15 protein-coding genes are annotated in these 16,497 nt (G+C 60.9%); 12 read left to right on the top strand and 3 right to left on the bottom strand.

The genetic code is table 11. From position 1 onward, the window contains the following. Positions 1 to 5: 5 nt before the first annotated feature. Genes L598_RS03070 through L598_RS21350 form a run of 3 tightly spaced genes read right to left on the bottom strand, consistent with a single transcriptional unit; the run spans position 6 to position 2,150 of the window. Positions 6 to 1,397: a TRAP transporter large permease subunit gene (locus L598_RS03070; protein ID WP_144860262.1), complete on the bottom strand. Its 1,392-nt coding sequence runs from the start codon at positions 1,395 to 1,397 to the stop codon at positions 6 to 8. After that, a complete protein-coding gene (locus tag L598_RS03065; protein WP_144860260.1) occupies positions 1,397 to 1,969 on the bottom strand; it encodes a TRAP transporter small permease subunit in 573 nt (190 codons plus the stop codon). The genes L598_RS03070 and L598_RS03065 overlap by 1 nt, the downstream gene beginning before the upstream one ends. A 4-nt stretch (positions 1,970 to 1,973) precedes the next feature. Then, positions 1,974 to 2,150 carry a hypothetical protein gene (locus L598_RS21350; RefSeq protein ID WP_186444915.1) on the bottom strand — a complete coding sequence of 59 codons (177 nt, stop codon included), beginning with the start codon at positions 2,148 to 2,150 and terminating at the stop codon, positions 1,974 to 1,976. A 357-nt stretch (positions 2,151 to 2,507) separates the two neighbouring features. Here L598_RS21350 and L598_RS03060 point away from each other — a divergent pair, with 357 nt between their 5' ends. From L598_RS03060 to L598_RS03005, 12 genes are all read left to right on the top strand, one after another. Next, a complete protein-coding gene (locus L598_RS03060; RefSeq protein ID WP_144860258.1) occupies positions 2,508 to 5,984 on the top strand; it encodes an indolepyruvate ferredoxin oxidoreductase family protein in 3,477 nt (1,158 codons plus the stop codon). Between the two features lie 186 nt (positions 5,985 to 6,170). Then, positions 6,171 to 6,845 carry a Crp/Fnr family transcriptional regulator gene (locus tag L598_RS03055; protein WP_144860256.1) on the top strand — a complete coding sequence of 225 codons (675 nt, stop codon included), beginning with the start codon at positions 6,171 to 6,173 and terminating at the stop codon, positions 6,843 to 6,845. Positions 6,846 to 7,011: 166 nt separating this feature from the next. Beyond that, positions 7,012 to 9,021: an AMP-binding protein gene (locus tag L598_RS03050; RefSeq protein ID WP_144860254.1), complete on the top strand. Its 2,010-nt coding sequence runs from the start codon at positions 7,012 to 7,014 to the stop codon at positions 9,019 to 9,021. Further along, the gene (locus tag L598_RS03045; RefSeq protein ID WP_144860252.1) at positions 9,018 to 9,842 is read left to right on the top strand and encodes an ABC transporter ATP-binding protein; all 825 of its coding nucleotides are present in this window, start codon (positions 9,018 to 9,020) and stop codon (positions 9,840 to 9,842) included. Before L598_RS03050 ends, L598_RS03045 begins: the two co-directional genes overlap by 4 nt. A gap of 16 nt (positions 9,843 to 9,858) precedes the next feature. Next, complete coding sequence (locus L598_RS03040; RefSeq protein WP_144860250.1) at positions 9,859 to 10,002, top strand: DUF3096 domain-containing protein; 144 nt, start codon at positions 9,859 to 9,861, stop codon at positions 10,000 to 10,002. A 58-nt stretch (positions 10,003 to 10,060) separates the two neighbouring features. Continuing rightward, the gene (locus L598_RS03035) at positions 10,061 to 11,020 is read left to right on the top strand and encodes a branched-chain amino acid ABC transporter permease (RefSeq protein WP_210244962.1); all 960 of its coding nucleotides are present in this window, start codon (positions 10,061 to 10,063) and stop codon (positions 11,018 to 11,020) included. Positions 11,021 to 11,024: 4 nt separating this feature from the next. Then, the gene (locus L598_RS03030; protein ID WP_144860248.1) at positions 11,025 to 12,101 is read left to right on the top strand and encodes a branched-chain amino acid ABC transporter permease; all 1,077 of its coding nucleotides are present in this window, start codon (positions 11,025 to 11,027) and stop codon (positions 12,099 to 12,101) included. A 69-nt stretch (positions 12,102 to 12,170) separates the two neighbouring features. Further along, positions 12,171 to 13,478, top strand: a complete 1,308-nt coding sequence (locus L598_RS03025) for an ABC transporter substrate-binding protein (RefSeq protein WP_144860246.1) — start codon at positions 12,171 to 12,173, stop codon at positions 13,476 to 13,478. 64 nt (positions 13,479 to 13,542) lie between these two features. After that, positions 13,543 to 14,379: an ABC transporter ATP-binding protein gene (locus tag L598_RS03020; protein ID WP_144860244.1), complete on the top strand. Its 837-nt coding sequence runs from the start codon at positions 13,543 to 13,545 to the stop codon at positions 14,377 to 14,379. Positions 14,380 to 14,519: 140 nt separating this feature from the next. Next, positions 14,520 to 14,750: an aa3-type cytochrome c oxidase subunit IV gene (locus tag L598_RS03015; protein ID WP_144860242.1), complete on the top strand. Its 231-nt coding sequence runs from the start codon at positions 14,520 to 14,522 to the stop codon at positions 14,748 to 14,750. Between the two features lie 91 nt (positions 14,751 to 14,841). Further along, positions 14,842 to 16,071, top strand: coding sequence for a Re/Si-specific NAD(P)(+) transhydrogenase subunit alpha (locus tag L598_RS03010; RefSeq protein WP_144860240.1), 1,230 nt, complete (start codon positions 14,842 to 14,844; stop codon positions 16,069 to 16,071). After that, on the top strand, positions 16,071 to 16,490 hold the full coding sequence (locus L598_RS03005) for an NAD(P) transhydrogenase subunit alpha (RefSeq protein ID WP_144860238.1): 420 nt from the start codon (positions 16,071 to 16,073) through the stop codon (positions 16,488 to 16,490). The genes L598_RS03010 and L598_RS03005 overlap by 1 nt, the downstream gene beginning before the upstream one ends. The last annotated feature ends 7 nt before the right edge of the window (positions 16,491 to 16,497 follow it).

Below are 16,497 nucleotides of genomic sequence, written 5' to 3'. Positions count from 1 at the left end.
TTATCCTAGCTGTAGATCCATCTCGGCAGCCATGTGGCGATCGAGGGGAACATGAACATGATCGCTATCGCAAGCACCTGAAGACCAACAAAAGGTATGATGCCTCGATAGATCATGCTGGTCGATACGCTCGATGGCGCAACGCCGCGCAGATAGAAGAGCGAGAAGCCGAAAGGCGGCGTCAGGAAGCTCGTTTGCAGGTTTACGCCGACCAGCACGCCGAGCCAGACGGGATCCACATCCAGGGCCAGCAGTATCGGTGCGGTGATCGGGATGACGATGAAGATGATCTCGAAGGTGTCGAGGATGAAACCCAGCAGGAACATCATCAGCATCACCATAGCAACCGCCGCAAGCGGTCCGCCGGGAAGGCTGGAGAGGAACTCATGCACCAGATTGTCGCCGCCCATGAGGCGGAAGACGATCGAGAACACGGATGCTCCGAACAGGATGATGAAGACCATGCAGGTAATGGTAGCTGTCGAGATCATCGATTCCCGCAGGACCTTGAACGACAGCCGCCAGCGGAAGGCTGCCAGGATCATCGCGCCGACCGCCCCGACGGAAGCGGCCTCGGTCGGCGTGGCGATGCCGCCAAGGATGGAACCCAGGACCGCCAGGATGAGAAGCAGAGGCGGGATCAGTGCGGTGACGACTTCACCGAAAAGGTGCTTTTTCTCATCTTGCGGGACAGGTGTGGCGGGGCAGGATTCGGGGTCGAAAACTGCCTTGAATATCGTCCAGGCGAGGTAGAGCCCGACCAGCAGGAGGCCCGGCAGCAGGGCGCCGGCGAAGAGATCGCCCACCGAGACGGGTACGGGGGCGAAGTTGCCCTTCGCCATCTGAACCTGGGCATTGATACCGGAAAGCATGTCGCCCATGAAGATGAGCACCGTTGAGGGCGGTATGATCTGCCCCAATGTGCCGGAAGCGCAGATGACGCCGCTGGCGAGCTTGGGGCTGTAGCCGGCGCGCAGCATGGCCGGCAGGGAGATCAGGCCCATTGTGACGACGGTGGCGCCCACGACGCCGGTGGAGGCCGCGAGCAAGGCGCCGACGACGATGACCGACATGCCCAGGCCGCCGCGAAGATTGCCGAACAGCTTGCCCATGGTCAGGAGCAGTTGCTCGGCGATCTTCGACCGTTCGAGAATCACGCCCATGAAGATGAAGAGCGGCACGGCCACGAGAACCTCGTTGGTCATGTAGCCGATATACCGATTGGCGAGGCTGCCGAAATTCGAAGGGTCGAACACGCCGAAACACATGCCGACAGCGCCGAACAGCAGCGAGACGCCTGCCAGCGTGAAGGCCACCGGGAAGCCCAGCATGAGGAAGCCGATGATTCCGAAGAACATCAGCCCGGAAAGGAGTTCTCCAATAAATACCGGGTCCATCAGACAGTCGCCTCGTGATGTTCTTGCAGTGGACTCTCGTATCTTAGATCCTCGGGCAGCAGGTCTTCCCTGCCGGCCAGCACGAGCACGCTGCGCAGCGCCATGGCGATGCCTTGAAGGGCCACGAGAGCTGCGAATGCGATGATGAAGGATTTCAGGATGTAGAGTCCGGGCATGCCGCCGACATTGCCCGAAGCCTCGTGTAGTCGCCATGACCGGGCGACGAAGGTCCAGCCATAAGCGTAGACAATATAGCAGAAGGGTAGAAGAAACAGGATCACGCCGACCAGATCGACGATCGCCTTACGCCGCACACTCGCGGGGCGGTAGAAGATGTCGACGCGGACATGATCATTGCGCAGGAGCGCGAAGCCGGCCACTGCCGTGAACATCGCGCCGTTCAGCCAGACATACAGATCCTGCATCCAGACATGGCTGACCGCGAAGACGTAGCGTTGCACCACGACCGTGAAGCACACCAGGACGATGGCCAGCGACAGCCAGGAAAAAACATTTCCGATGATGTTGTTGATACTGCTGATGATGCGGATGATTAAAGCTATGGCTCGCATCGGGCTATTCCTCCGAACCAGCATGAAACAGCCCTGTGGGCCACAAATTTTTCATGATCACTCCCAATTCCCCCTCAAGCGCTGTGCGCGCTTTTATCTTTCCTTCCGGATCGAGCTGCTCCTCTCCGGAGACGGCTTCCATCTGGCATGCCGCAAGCGCGATTTGTCTTCGATATTTCATTTGATCGCACCGCCACGCTCGACTCGTGCCGGTCAAGGCGGCGGTTCCTTAGCAGCTTTGCGCGCACAGAAAAAGCAAAGATGGCAAGAAAATGTCCAAGGCTTCGTGGGGAGCGCAGGGTGCCGGTTTTTCAACTTTCGGTGAGTGGATGGAATCCGGGACGGCTGGCCGATAGCCTGACGTTTGCGGGGCCCGGGCAACAATATTTCACATTCCATCCCGTTCGGGCACCCTGTCTTGCGTCCGACGGCGCCGGACATGATTTCGTTTGACGCCCTTTCAAAGGGACGAAAAACTAGACGGCAAATACCTTTGATCCGGGCCATGAGTCGCGGGTGGCCGGGAGGAGATGACTGAATGACCCTTCACGATGTGATGCTGGACGACAAATACGATCTGTCGAAGGAGCGCATCTTCGTTTCCGGCGCGCAGGCCATCGTGCGCATGCTCCTGATGCAGCGCGAGCGCGACCGGAGAGCCGGCCTCAATACGGCCGGGTTCGTATCGGGCTATCGCGGCTCTCCTCTTGGCGGTCTCGATCAGCAATTGTGGAAGGCGAAGCGGCAGCTTCAGGAATCCAATATCGTCTTCCAGCCGGGGCTCAACGAGGAACTGGCCGCAACCGCCTGCTGGGGATCGCAGCAGACGGAGCTTCTGGGCGAGGGCAAATATGACGGCGTTTTCGCCGTCTGGTACGGCAAAGGCCCGGGCGTCGACCGCAGCGGGGATGTTTTCCGCCATGCCAATCTGGCAGGATCATCCAGGCATGGCGGTGTGCTCGCCCTGATGGGCGACGACCACACCGCCGAATCCTCCACTGTCGCCCATGCGTCGGAATTCGCCTTTATCGACGCGATGATCCCCGTGCTCAATCCGGGCGGCGTCCAGGAACTCATCGACTACGGGCTTTATGGCTATGCCCTGTCGCGTTTCGCCGGCACCTGGGCGGCGATCAAATGCGTCAAGGACAATATCGAATCGACCGCCGCGGTGGATGTGGCGCTCGAGCGGCTGAACATAATCCTGCCGGAGTTCGACATGCCGCCTGACGGACTCAATATCCGTCATGAGATTGATCAGATCACCCAGGAGATGCGGCTGCACGAATACAAGCGCGCCGCCGCCGCCGCCTTCGTGCGTGCCAACAATCTCAACCGCATCGTCTATTCGGGCGGCCGCAAGGCGCGGCTCGGCATCATCACCATCGGCAAGAGCTATCTCGACGTACGCCAGGCGCTGGACGACCTGGGGATCGACGAGGCAAGGGCCAATCAACTCGGCATACGCCTTTTCAAGGTGGCATGCGCCTGGCCTTTGGATCTGGAGCACCTTCAGGAATTCGTCAAAGGCCTCGAGACCGTCATTGTTGTCGAGGAGAAGCGCTCGCTGATCGAAGTGCAGGTGCGTGAGAACCTCTACGGCACGGCCAACCAGCCGCAGGTGATCGGCAAGAAGGACGAGCGCGGCGAGCGTCTCTTCCCGGCCATGGGCGCCTTGGACCCGAACGACATCGCCATCGCCATAGGCGAGCGCGTCCTGAAGGTCATTGGCCCATCGGAGGAAATCTCGGCCCGCGTCTCCCGCCTGCGGCAGTTCCAGGCGATGCTCGCGGACACCAGGGACGTCGCCTCGCGCACGCCCTATTTTTGCTCCGGCTGTCCGCACAATTCCTCCACCAAGGTGCCGGAAGGCTCCCTTGCTGCGGCCGGCATAGGCTGCCATTTCATGGCGCTGTGGATGGACCGGTCGACAGTCGGCTTCACGGCGATGGGCGGTGAGGGTGCACAATGGGTCGGCCAGGCACCCTTCTCGAAGCGCGATCACCTGTTCCAGAATCTCGGCGACGGCACCTATAATCATTCCGGCACGCTGGCGCTTCGTTTCGCCATCGCGAGCGGCGCCAACATGACCTACAAGATCCTCTATAATGATGCGGTGGCCATGACCGGCGGCCAGCCCCATGAGGGCGGTCTCAGCGTCGACATGATCGCCCATCAGGTGCGCGCCGAGGGTGTCGAGCGCATCGCCGTGGTCACCGACGAGCCTGAGAAATATGGGGGACCGGCCGCGTTCCCTGCCGGAACCACGATCCATCACCGCAACGATCTCGATCGGGTGCAGCGCGAATTGCGCGAGGTGAAGGGCGTTTCCGTCCTTATTTACGACCAGACCTGCGCCGCCGAGAAGCGACGTCGTCGCAAGCGCGGCACGTTTCCGGATCCGGATCGGCGCGTGCTCATCAACGAGCTTGTCTGCGAGGGTTGCGGCGATTGCGGCGTCAAGTCGAACTGTGTCTCGGTTCAGCCCGTCGAGACGGAATTCGGTCGCAAGCGGCGCATCGACCAGTCGAGCTGCAACAAGGATTTCTCCTGCCTCAACGGCTTCTGCCCATCCTTCGTCACGGTTCATGGTGCGAAGTTGAAGAAGGCGCAGGGCGCTGCAGGAACGACGGACCCGCTTGCCGGGGTTCCCGAGCCGAAGGCATATCCCCTGGACAATGGCTGGTCAGGCATCATCGACGGCATAGGCGGCACGGGCGTCGTCACCATCGGCGCGGTTATGGGCATGGCGGCGCATCTGGAAGGCAAGGGCGCCGGTGTCATCGACATGGCCGGTCTGGCCCAGAAAGGCGGAGCGGTGTTCAGCCATTTGCGCATCGCAAAATCCCCGGCCGATATTCACGCGATCCGCGTCTCGGCCGGCAAGGCCGATCTCGTGCTCGGCTGTGATCTTGTCGTCTCCGGCGCCAAGAAGGTGCTCGGCGCGATCCGCGAGGGTCACACGCTCGTCATCGCCAATACGGCCGAGGTCATGCCTGGTGACTTCGCGCGTTCGGCGGATTTCTCCCTTCCTGTCGAGCGCCTGAAGAAGGCACTCCGTGCAGCCGCAGGTGAAAGCAGGGCGCATTTCGTCGATGCAACCCGAACGGCCTCCACGCTGTTCGGCAATTCGCTCGGCTCCAACATGTTCATGCTCGGCTTCGCCTATCAGCACGGCGGATTGCCGGTTTCGGCCGAGGCCATCGAGAAGGCGATCGAGCTCAACGGACAGGCGGTGGCGATGAATGTCGTGGCATTCCGCTGGGGTCGGCGCGCGGCGCATGATCCGGAATTCGTGCTCGATGTCGTCGCCGGGGCGACAGGCAAGAAGGAATCTGCACCCCTCTCCCGAACGCTCGACGAGGTGATCGACCGGCGCGCGGAATTCCTGATCGGTTATCAGAACGAGGCTTATGCACGCCGCTATCGCGAGCGCATCGCCCGGCTGCGGGCGGCTGAGGAAAGAGCAGCACCCGGCTCGACGACGGTGACGGAGGCTGCTGCCCGCAATCTGTTCAAGCTGATGGCCGTGAAGGATGAATATGAAGTGGCGCGGCTTTATACCGACGGCTCCTTCCGGCGGCAGCTCGCGGCCCAGTTTGAAGCCTATGACAGGCTGGAATTCCATCTCGCACCGCCCATCCTTGGACGGCGTGACGAAGACGGCAGGCTGCGCAAATCCAGTTTCGGGCCATGGGTGATGAGGCTCTTCGGCGTGCTTGCCGGCCTCAAAGGACTGCGCGGCACTTGGCTCGACATCTTCGGCTATTCGGCGGAACGGCGCATGGAACGCGATTTGCTGCGCCAGTACGAAGCCGATCTCGACATGATCGAGCGCGATCTTTCCACCGATAGCATCGACGCGGCTGCCGCACTCGCATCCGTGCCGGCGCTCATTCGTGGCTTCGGCCATGTGAAGGAAGCGAATGCCGAACGTGCCGCCGACGAAAGAAAGCGGCTTGTGGAGCGGTTCAAGTCGGGAGAGCGGCCCCCCGCCCTTGCCGCGGCGGAGTGACTGGCGCCATTTTCGATCAGACTATTTTGATCCTGGACCGTGAAGCGGCCCTGCAACGTGAAATCGGCAGGGCTGGCCCAAGCATCTGCCAATTGCGGTGTTCTCCTTGTCATCGCCATATCGCGCGTTCATAAACACGATGGGTATGGGCGGCCGGATCGGTCTCCGCCGTTGCTTCGGAGAAAGATGAGCACCAGAGAGGACATTGTCCGCGCCACGATATGGGCCGGCGAACTTAAGGAAGACGAACTCGAACGGGCGCGACGCGGCACCATTGAGAGGCAGTACTCCAAAGGTGCCTATATCTGCCATCGAGGCGATCCGCTTGACCATTGGACCGGCGTGGGCGAGGGGCTGATCAAGATCAGCACGATTTCGCATAGCGGCAAGGCGATGACCTTTGCCGGCGTGACCACCGGCGGCTGGTTCGGCGAAGGTTCGGTCCTCAAGGGCGAGCCCCGCAAATATGACGTGGTGGCATTGCGCGACACGCGCATGATCCTGATGACGCGCGCCACTTTCATGTGGCTCTACGAGAACAGCACCGGCTTCAACCGCTTTCTCGTGCGTCAGCTCAATGAGCGAATGGGGCAATTCATCGCCACCATCGAATATGACCGCATCCTGAACCCGAAAGCGCGCGTGGCACGCAACCTTTCCTGGTTCTTCAATCCGGTGCTTTATCCTGCCGTTGGCAACGATATCGAGATCAGCCAGGAAGAGCTGGCGCTGCTTGTCGGCCTGTCTCGGCAGGTGGTCAATCGCAGCCTTCAGGAATTGTCGGAGGAAGGAGTCGTGCGGGCCGAGCACGGCCGCATCAGCGTGCTCGATATCGCCGCTCTGAACGGCTACGGAGCCTGAATTTCCGCTTCCAGACGTGCGAAGACCATAGCTCGTGACACAAGCAGGCTCACTATAAAGACAATCTGGCACGGTGTCTGTCAAGCTGCATGTTGCCTGGAGGGGCGTTTCGTGGAAACTTCGGTGAAAAGCGCCATTTCTGACATTCGGGATGGTTGTGGGGAGAATGGCGGCAAGCGCTGCTGCGGGAGGAACAGGATTGACGCGAATATCGGCGTCACCGGATACGTTTCCGAAATATCTGCTGCTGAACGCAGAGCGTTTCCGCGGCCGTCCTTCCATGCGCCACAAGGACTACGGTATCTGGCAAAGCTGGACCTGGGACGAGCAGCTTGACGAGGTGCGCGCCTTCGCGCTCGGCCTCAAGGCGATCGGCTTGCGGCGCGGTGACAAGGTCGCGATCATCGGCGCCAATCGGCCGCGGCTATACTGGAGTTTCGCCTCCATCCAGTCGCTGGGAGCGGTGCCGGTGCCAGTCTATGCCGATTCGGTGGCCGAGGAGATGGCCTATGTGCTGGATCACGCCGAGGTGCGCTTCGCCGTCGTGGAAGACCAGGAGCAGGTCGACAAGCTCCTGTCGATCGCCGAGCGCATCCCGTCGCTCACCGAGATCGTTTATGACGAGAAGCGCGGCCTGCGCGACTATGACCATACGCATCTCCACGCCTACGAGGATTTGCGCGCCGTCGGCCTGAAACGTCTTGCCGAAGATGCCGGCGCCGGGAAGGAATGGCTTGCGGAGGTGGAGCAGGGCAGGGGCTCCGACCTTGCCATCATGCTCTATACGTCGGGCACGACGGGGCGCCCGAAAGGCGTGATGCTGTCGAACGACAATCTTGTGAAATCGGCCATCAATGGCAATGCCTTCGACAATCTCGGCGCGGACGAGAGCACGATCGCCTATCTGCCGCTCGCCTGGGTCGGCGATCATCTCTTCTCCTATGCCCAATGCTATACGGCCGGCTTCTGTGTCAGTTGCCCTGAAAGTCCCGACACGGTCGATGCGGACCGGCGCGAGATCGCTCCGACCTATTTCTTCGCGCCGCCGCGCGTCTTCGAAAACATGCTGACGGCGATCATGGTGCGCATGGAGGATGCCGGGCGGTTCAAGCGCCGGCTTTTCGACTATTTCCTGAAGCATGCGCGCAAGGTTGGCGAACCTCTGCTGAACGGGGAGCGAGTGGGCTTCCTCGACCGTTTGCTTTATGCCATCGGCGAATTCGTCATCTACGGCCCGCTGAAGAACCGCATCGGGCTGTCGCGGCTGCGTGTGGGCTACACGGCCGGCGAGGCCATCGGGCCTGAACTGTTCAGCTTCTACCGTTCGATCGGGCTCAACCTGAAACAGCTCTACGGCCAGACGGAAGCCACCGTCTATATCACCGCCCAGCCGGACGGGCAGATCAGGCCGGATACTGTCGGCCTTCCTTCCCCCGAGGTCGAGATAAGGATCGCCGACAATGGCGAGGTCCTCTACCGTTCGCCCGGCGTATTCATCGGCTATTACAAGAACGAGGAGGCGACCAGGTCGACCAAGACCGCCGATGGCTGGGTGCATACGGGCGACGCCGGTTTCTTCGACCGCGACGGGCATCTCAAGATCATCGACCGTGCCAAGGATGTCGGGCGTCTGGCTTCGGGCGCGCTTTTTGCCCCGAAATATATCGAAAACGCGCTGAAATTCTTCCCCGATGTGAAGGAAGTGGTCGCATTCGGGGACGGACGCGATTTCTGCGCCGTCTTCGTCAATATCGACCTGCAGTCCGTCGGCAGTTGGGCCGAGCGCAACAATATCGCCTATGCCTCCTATCAGGAGCTTGCCGGCCATCCGCGCGTCTACGAAATCATCGCCGCCCATGTGGACGAGACCAACCGGCGGCTGGCCAGGGAGCCGCTGATGGCGGGTTCACAGATCAGGCGCTTCCTCGTATTGCACAAGGAACTCGACGCCGATGATGGCGAACTGACGCGCACGCAGAAGGTTCGCCGTTCCTTCATAGCCGAGCGCTATGGCGAACTCATCGAAGCCCTCTATGACGGCTCGGCCGAGAAATATGTCGAGACGGAAGTCACCTATGAGGATGGTCGCAAGGGCAAGATCAGCGCGACGATCAGGATCGTCGATGCGAAGATATATGAGGCCCCGGCCGAAACGATCCGCGAGGCCGCCGAATGAACCAGCGGCCGGATCACACGCAGCTCACCGCACCCGATGATGGGATCGCCAAGGGCGCCGTGCTTCTGGAGGTGCGCAACGTGTCGCTCGCCTTCGGCGGTGTGAAGGCGATCACCGACATTTCCTTCGACGTGCGCAAGGGCGAGATACGTGCCATCATCGGCCCGAACGGCGCCGGCAAGACATCCATGCTCAACGTCATCAACGGCTTTTACACGCCGCAGCAAGGCACCATCATCTTTCGCGGTATCGAGCGCCGGGCGATGAAGCCGCATCATGCCGTGCGTCAGGGCATTGCCCGCACCTTCCAGAATGTCGCTCTTTTCAAGGGCATGTCGACGCTGGAGAACATCATGGCCGGCCGCTCGGTCATGATGAAACGTGGCATAGGCTGGCAGATGCTGTGGCACGGGCCGGCGCTCGCCGAGGAGATCGAGCATCGCGAGAAGGTCGAGGAGATTATCGACTTCCTCGAAATCCAGCACATTCGCCACATACCCGTCGGCAAGCTGCCCTATGGCCTGCAGAAGCGGGTGGAGCTTGGAAGGGCGCTGGCGATGGAGCCGAGCCTTCTTCTGCTGGACGAGCCCATGGCGGGCATGAATCTCGAAGAAAAGGAAGACATGAGCCGGTTCATCATCGACGTGAACCAGCAGCGCGGCACCACCATCGCGCTGATCGAACACGATATGGGCGTGGTCATGGATCTTTCCGATCGGGTGGTCGTTCTCGATTACGGCAAGAAAATTGCCGACGGTCCGCCTGACGAAGTGAAGAACGATCAGGCGGTCATCGACGCCTATCTCGGCGTTCCGCACTGAGAAGGAGAACGACTTCATGGAAAATCTGCCGCTTTCCCCGCTTCTTTCACTGATCGCCGGTGTGGCGATCCTGATCGTACCGCGGCTGCTGAATTACATCGTCGCCATCTATCTGATCATCATCGGCTTGCTGGGGTTGTTCCCAGGGCTCGCCGGATAGGAGCGACAGGGACGATGATGGTGATCTACGCGTTGGATAATCACAGAGGGGGCAACCCGTGGATTTCTTGAATTCCATCATCGTCCAACCTTTTGCCGATATGATCGGCGCGCCGGATTTCCTGCTTCAGGTCCTGTGGGAAGGTCTGGTAAGCGGTGTTCTATACGCATTGATCGCGCTCGGCTTCGTCTTGATCTTCAAATCGTCGCGGATTTTCAATTTCGCGCAGGGCATCATGGTCGTCTTCGCCGCTTTGACGCTTGTCGGCCTTTACGAACATGGGGTGCCGGCGCTGCTGGCATTGCCGCTGACGCTTCTCGTCATGCTGATCCTCGCAATAGCGGTCGAACGCGTCGTGCTACGGCCGCTGGTCAACCAGCCTGACATCATCCTGTTCATGGCCACGATTGGCGTGACGCTCTTTCTGATCGGCCTGGGTGAGATCATCTTCGGCGGCGAAAACAAGGTGATGATCACCGAACAGCTCTACATCCCGACGGGAAGCTTCGAATTCGAGCCGTTCGGCGGCTTCCTTCTGATAGAGCAGAAGGACGTGACGGCCGTCATAGGCGCAGTCCTGCTGGTGATCGCGCTTCTGGTGTTTCTCAACAAATCCAAGATCGGCCGCGCTATCCGCGCGCTGGGCGACGACCATCAGGCCGCGCTCTCGGTCGGCATTTCGCTTTCGACCATATGGGTCATCGTGTGGTTCATCGCCGGCATCATCGCATTGGCCACCGGCATCGTCTGGGGAGCTCGGGCCGGCGTCTCGTTTGCCTTGGAGGTTATCGCCTACAAGGCGCTGCCGGTGCTCATGCTGGGCGGCCTGGAAAGCGTCACCGGTGCGATCATCGGCGGATTGGCCATCGGCATCCTGGAAAAGCTTTTCGAGATCTACTGGGGCCAGCCGCTGCTCGGCGGCAATACGGAGGCATGGTTCGCTTATGTGCTGGCGCTGATCGTGCTGCTCTTCCGGCCGCAGGGCCTCTTCGGCGAAAAAATCATCGAGCGGGTGTAAGCGGATGCTTTATCGTACGGCGGGCCAGTTCAAGACCACCTACAAGGCGGATCACGCCCTGTTCCCGGTACGGCAGGACGCCTGGCTGCTCGCCTTCATATTGCTGCTCGCCTTTGTCGTCTTTCCGCTGACGGCGAGCGAATTCGCCTTCCGCGCGCTGCTTATTCCGGTGCTCATCTATTCCCTGGCGGCACTCGGCCTCAACATCCTGACGGGATATGCCGGACAGCTCTCGCTCGGAACGGGCGCGTTCATGGGTGTCGGCGCCTATGCCTGCTACAAGCTGATGTCGATCTTTCCCGAGTTGAACATCGTGGTGGCGGTCGCGCTATCGGGCTTCTTCTCGGCCGCAGTCGGTGTGGCGTTCGGATTGCCTTCGCTGAGGATCAAGGGCTTCTATCTGGCGATCACGACACTGGCGGCACAGTTCTTCTTGGTCTGGCTCTTCGAGAAATGGGGCTGGCTGTACAATTACAGCGTGTCGGGAGCGATTCAGGTTCCGAACATTTCCGTGTTCGGGATCACATTCGCGGGGCCGCGGGCGAGTTCCGTCACCCAGTATTATTTCGTTCTCGTGATCGTCGCCGTGATCACCTGGTTCGCGATCAACATCACGCGGGGCCGTATCGGCCGGATGTGGAAGGCGGTGCGCGACATGGACATCGCAGCCGAGCTGGTCGGAATCAACCTCATGAAGGCGAAGCTCTCGGCTTTCGCCGTCTCGTCATACATCATCGGCGTCTCGGGGGCGCTTTTCGTCTTCGCGTGGCGAGGCGCGGCGGAGCCGAACCTCTTCGACGTGTCGCTCTCTTTCCGGGTGCTTTTCATCGCGATCATCGGCGGGCTCGGCTCCATACTCGGCAACTATCTGGGTGCCATTGTCATCGTCGCGCTTCCGGTCATACTCGGCACCCTTCCGCAGGCCATGGGCATTCCCGTCACCCCTGCGACCGCCGAACATCTGAACACGATGATCATTGGCTCGGTGATCATCTTCTTCCTGATTGTTGAGCCGCACGGACTTGCTCGTTTCTGGGCGATCATTCGCGAGAAGCTGATCATATGGCCGTTCCCGCATTAAAATGGCGGGACGCCTGAGGACTTGGAACGGAGGAGCCTGAAAAGATCAGGCGAGAATGGAGGAATGAATATGAACATCTCGATCAAGGCAGCCCTGCTTGCCACGACCATTGCGGTTGGATTCGCAATGCCGGCCTCTGCGGAGGACGTGATCAAGCTTCCGAACATGTCCTATCGGACAGGGCCGTTTGCCGCGACAGGAACGCCGCATATGAATGGCCAGCTCGACTATATGACGATGCTGAACGAGCGCGACGGCGGCATCAACGGCGTCAAGGTCCAGTTCGATGAGTGCGAGACCGGATACAACACCGAAAAGGGCGTCGAGTGCTACGAGAAAACCAAGGCCGAAGGCGCGCTGGTCAGCCAGCCCTGGTCGACCGGCATCACTCTGCAGGTATTGCCACGGACCAATGTCGACAAAATCCCGATGTACGCGCCGAGCTATGGGTTCTCGGCCATGCAGGACGGCAAGGTATTCAAATGGGCGTTCAATCCGCCGGTCTCCTATTGGGACGGCGCGTCCATGATCATCCAGGGCATCTCCGGCGGCAATCCGGAAAGCCTGAACGGCAAGAAGATCGCGCTGCTGCATCTTGACCATCCTTACGGCAAGGAGCCGATTCCGCTTCTGGAGACGATGGCGGAGAAGTACGGCTTCACGCTTCTGCCCATTCCTGTCGGCCTGAAGGAGATGCAGAACCAGTCGGCGCAATGGCTGCAGATCCGGCGCGAGCGCCCTGATTTCGTGCTCATGTGGGGCTGGGGAGCGATGAACGCCGCCGCCGTCAACGAGGCCGTCAAGACACGTTATCCGATGAACCAGTTCGTCAGTGTCTGGKGGGGCGCACACGAGCCGGACCTGGCGCTCGTCGGTGAGGACGGCAAGGGTTATCGGGCGCTGAGCTGGAACTTCCCGGACTCGGAAGCCAAGGTCATGCAGGACATCAAGAAGCATGTGGTCGATGCCGGGAAGTCCCAGATCAACAAGGAGAGCGGCGAATTCGATAGCACCGCATACCAGCGGGGCGTCCTGATGTCTGTCATCCTTGCCGAGGCCGTCAAGGCTGCGCAGGAGCACGCGGGCACGAACACGATCAACCAGGAACAACTGCGCTGGGGTTTGGAGAACATCAAGATCGATGAGGCCAAGCTGCAGGAGATCGGCGTGGAAGGCATGATGGCGCCCTTCTCTACGAGCTGCGCGAACCATACCGGCAATGCCGGCGCATGGATGGTCGAGTGGGACGGCTCGAAGTTCACCAAGGTATCGGACGTCCTCACCGCAGATCGCGAGATAATCGATCCGATGGTGGAACAGGCGGCTCAAGAATACGCCAAAGCCAACCAGCCGTGGACGATGAACGAGTGTGAATAAGCGCCTTCGCGGTTGGCCCTCGCCTCTGGCGGGGGCCGGTCCTTCCCGAAGCAGGATTTGAGATATGGCCGAAGCCGCTGCAACCTCGCTCGACCCGGCGGACACCATCCTCGAGGTCAACAATATCGAGGTGATTTACGATCACGTCATCCTCGTGCTCAAGGGGGTCTCTCTCTCTGTTCCGCGTGGCGGCATCACGGCGCTTCTCGGCGCCAATGGCGCGGGCAAGACGACGACGCTTAAGGCGATCTCGAACCTTCTGCGGGCGGAGCGCGGAGAAGTGACGAAGGGCAATATCGTCTTCGATGGCGCCCAGGTGCAGAACCAGTCGGCCAATGAGCTGGTCAAGCGCGGCTGCATCCAGGTCATGGAAGGGCGGCACTGCTTCGGCCATCTATCGGTGGAGGACAATCTCCTGACCGGTGCGTTTACGCGCCGCGACGGGCAGGCGGCGATCCGCGAGGATCTTGAACTCGTCTATACCTATTTCCCGCGCCTGAAGGTACGCCGCAACAGCCAGGCAGGCTATACCTCGGGCGGCGAGCAGCAGATGACGGCGATCGGACGCGCGCTGATGTCGCGGCCCAAGATGATCCTGCTCGATGAGCCTTCCATGGGCCTCGCGCCCCAGCTCGTGGAGGAAATCTTCGAGATCGTGAAGAAGCTCAACGAGGAGCAGGGCGTATCTTTCCTGCTCGCCGAGCAGAATACCAATGTCGCTCTGCGTTACGCGAAATACGGCTATATCCTAGAGTCCGGGCGCATCGTGCTCGACGGCGAGGCTGCCGCGCTGCGCGAGAACGAGGACGTCAAGGAATTCTATCTCGGCGTTGGCGGCGAGGGGCGGCGCTCCTTCCGTGATGTAAAGCACTATAAGCGGCGCAAGCGCTGGCTTTCCTGATCCTGTTGAACCAATCGCCAGTCGGCGGCCGACCGGCAGCGGATAACGCCGCCGAGACACAGGATGCGGCAATCCTCCCATTGCCCTTGTCCTGCCTTTTCGCTATTCCGACTGCGAGTTGCAATCCAAAGGGTTTAACGATGGCCGATAATACGCCGCACGCTCCCGCCGAAACCGGCGCTGAAATGGACTACAAGGAGCATGAGCGCACTTATTCGCTGTTCCTGACGCTCGCGAAATACGGCACGCTTCACGTCATCGCGATCCTTATCGCAATGGCTTTCGGCTTCTTCACCAGTGCCGGCTTCTTCTCCAGTTTCGTTCTTTTCATCCTGATCAGCGCGGCGGGGATCTGGCTTCTGCGCGAATAGCGCCGGGGCTGGCTGTCTTTTTGCAGTCCGCCTGCGGCAGGTTTTGGGCAGGCGTCAGGGGGGAGTGCGTTCCAACCGAAAGGATTGAGGGGTGGGACAGACAGTTTTCGTGCCGAAGGAAGGGGACGCCGGTGAGACGCGCGTCGCCGCATCGCCGGAGACGGTGAAACGGCTTGCGGCACTCGGTTTTGACGTCATTGTCGAAGCGGGGGCCGGGCGCGCCTCCAGAATCACCGATGGCGATTTCCAGGGTGCAGGCGCGAAGATCGGCAAGGCTTCGGATGTCGCCAGGGCCGATGTGGTGCTGAAGGTGCGCCGGCCCACCGATACCGAGACCGCCGGCTACAAGAGCGGCGCGCTGGTCATCGCGACCATGGACCCCTATCAGGCGAACGCGTCCCTGAACCGGATGGCAAAGGCGGGCCTGACCACTTTCGCCATGGAGTTCATGCCGCGCATCACGCGCGCGCAGGTCATGGATGTTCTGTCCAGCCAGGCCAATCTCGCGGGCTATCGCGCCGTCATCGATGCAGCCGCCGAATATGACCGGGCCCTGCCGATGATGATGACCGCCGCCGGCACCGTTCCGGCCGCCAAGGTCTTCGTCATGGGCGCAGGCGTCGCCGGCCTCCAGGCGATCGCCACCGCGCGCCGCCTGGGCGCGGTGGTCACTGCCACCGACGTGCGGCCTGCCGCCAAGGAGCAGGTCGCATCCCTCGGGGCGAAGTTCGTCGCCGTCGAGGACGAGGAATTCAAGGCTGCCGAGACGGCGGGCGGTTACGCCAAGGAGATGTCGAAGGAGTATCAGGCCAAGCAGGCCGCGCTCGTCGCCGACCATATCTCCAAGCAGGACATCGTCATCACCACCGCGCTCATTCCGGGCCGGCCGGCGCCGAAGCTGGTTTCGGCGGCGATGGTGGCTTCCATGAAGCCGGGATCGGTCATCGTCGATCTGGCGGTCGAGCGCGGCGGCAATGTCGAAGGCGCGGTCCCTGGCGAGATCGTCACGACCGAAAACGACGTGAAGATCATTGGCCATCTCAACGTGCCGGGCCGGGTCGCCGCCTCGGCATCTCTGCTTTACGCCAAGAACCTCTACGCCTTCCTCGAGACACTGATCGACAAGGAGACGAAGCTTCTGGCGATCAATCCCGAGGACGAGCTTGTGAAGGCCACCATGCTTACTCATGGCGGCAAGGTGGTGCATCCCAATTTCCAGGATGCTGCCGTTGAAGCCGGTGCGGCGGCCGCAAAGCCAACCGCTACCCGGAAAGCACCGGCGCGCAAGGCCGCCTCGGCCAGGTCAGGGAGAAAAGCCTGATGGAAAAGACTGCTCTCGAACAGGCGCTCGATCAGCTCGACCAGGCGTCGGCCGCGGTCCGCATGGCCATGCAGGACATGGAAGGTGCGGCGGATGCAGTCGGCAACGTCGCACAGGCCGTGTCCGGCGGCGCGATCGATCCCTTCGTCTTCCGCTTCGCGATCTTCGTGCTGGCGATCTTCGTCGGCTACTATGTGGTCTGGTCGGTGACCCCGGCGCTGCACACGCCGCTGATGTCGGTAACCAACGCCATCTCCTCGGTGATCGTGGTCGGCGCGCTTCTCGCGGTCGGAATCTCGGCAAGCGGGCTTGCCACTGGCTTCGGCTTCATCGCGCTGGTGCTGGCGTCGGTCAACATCTTCGGCGGTTTCCTCGTCACGCAGCGCATGCTGGCGATGTACAAGAAAAAAGAGAAGTAGGGGGCGG

The sequence above is a fragment of the Mesorhizobium sp. J18 genome (assembly GCF_007829525.1).
Lineage (GTDB): Bacteria > Pseudomonadota > Alphaproteobacteria > Rhizobiales > Rhizobiaceae > VLJP01.
Note: the sequence above shows the minus strand (reverse complement) of the source record. Positions and strands in the feature narration are given on the sequence as shown.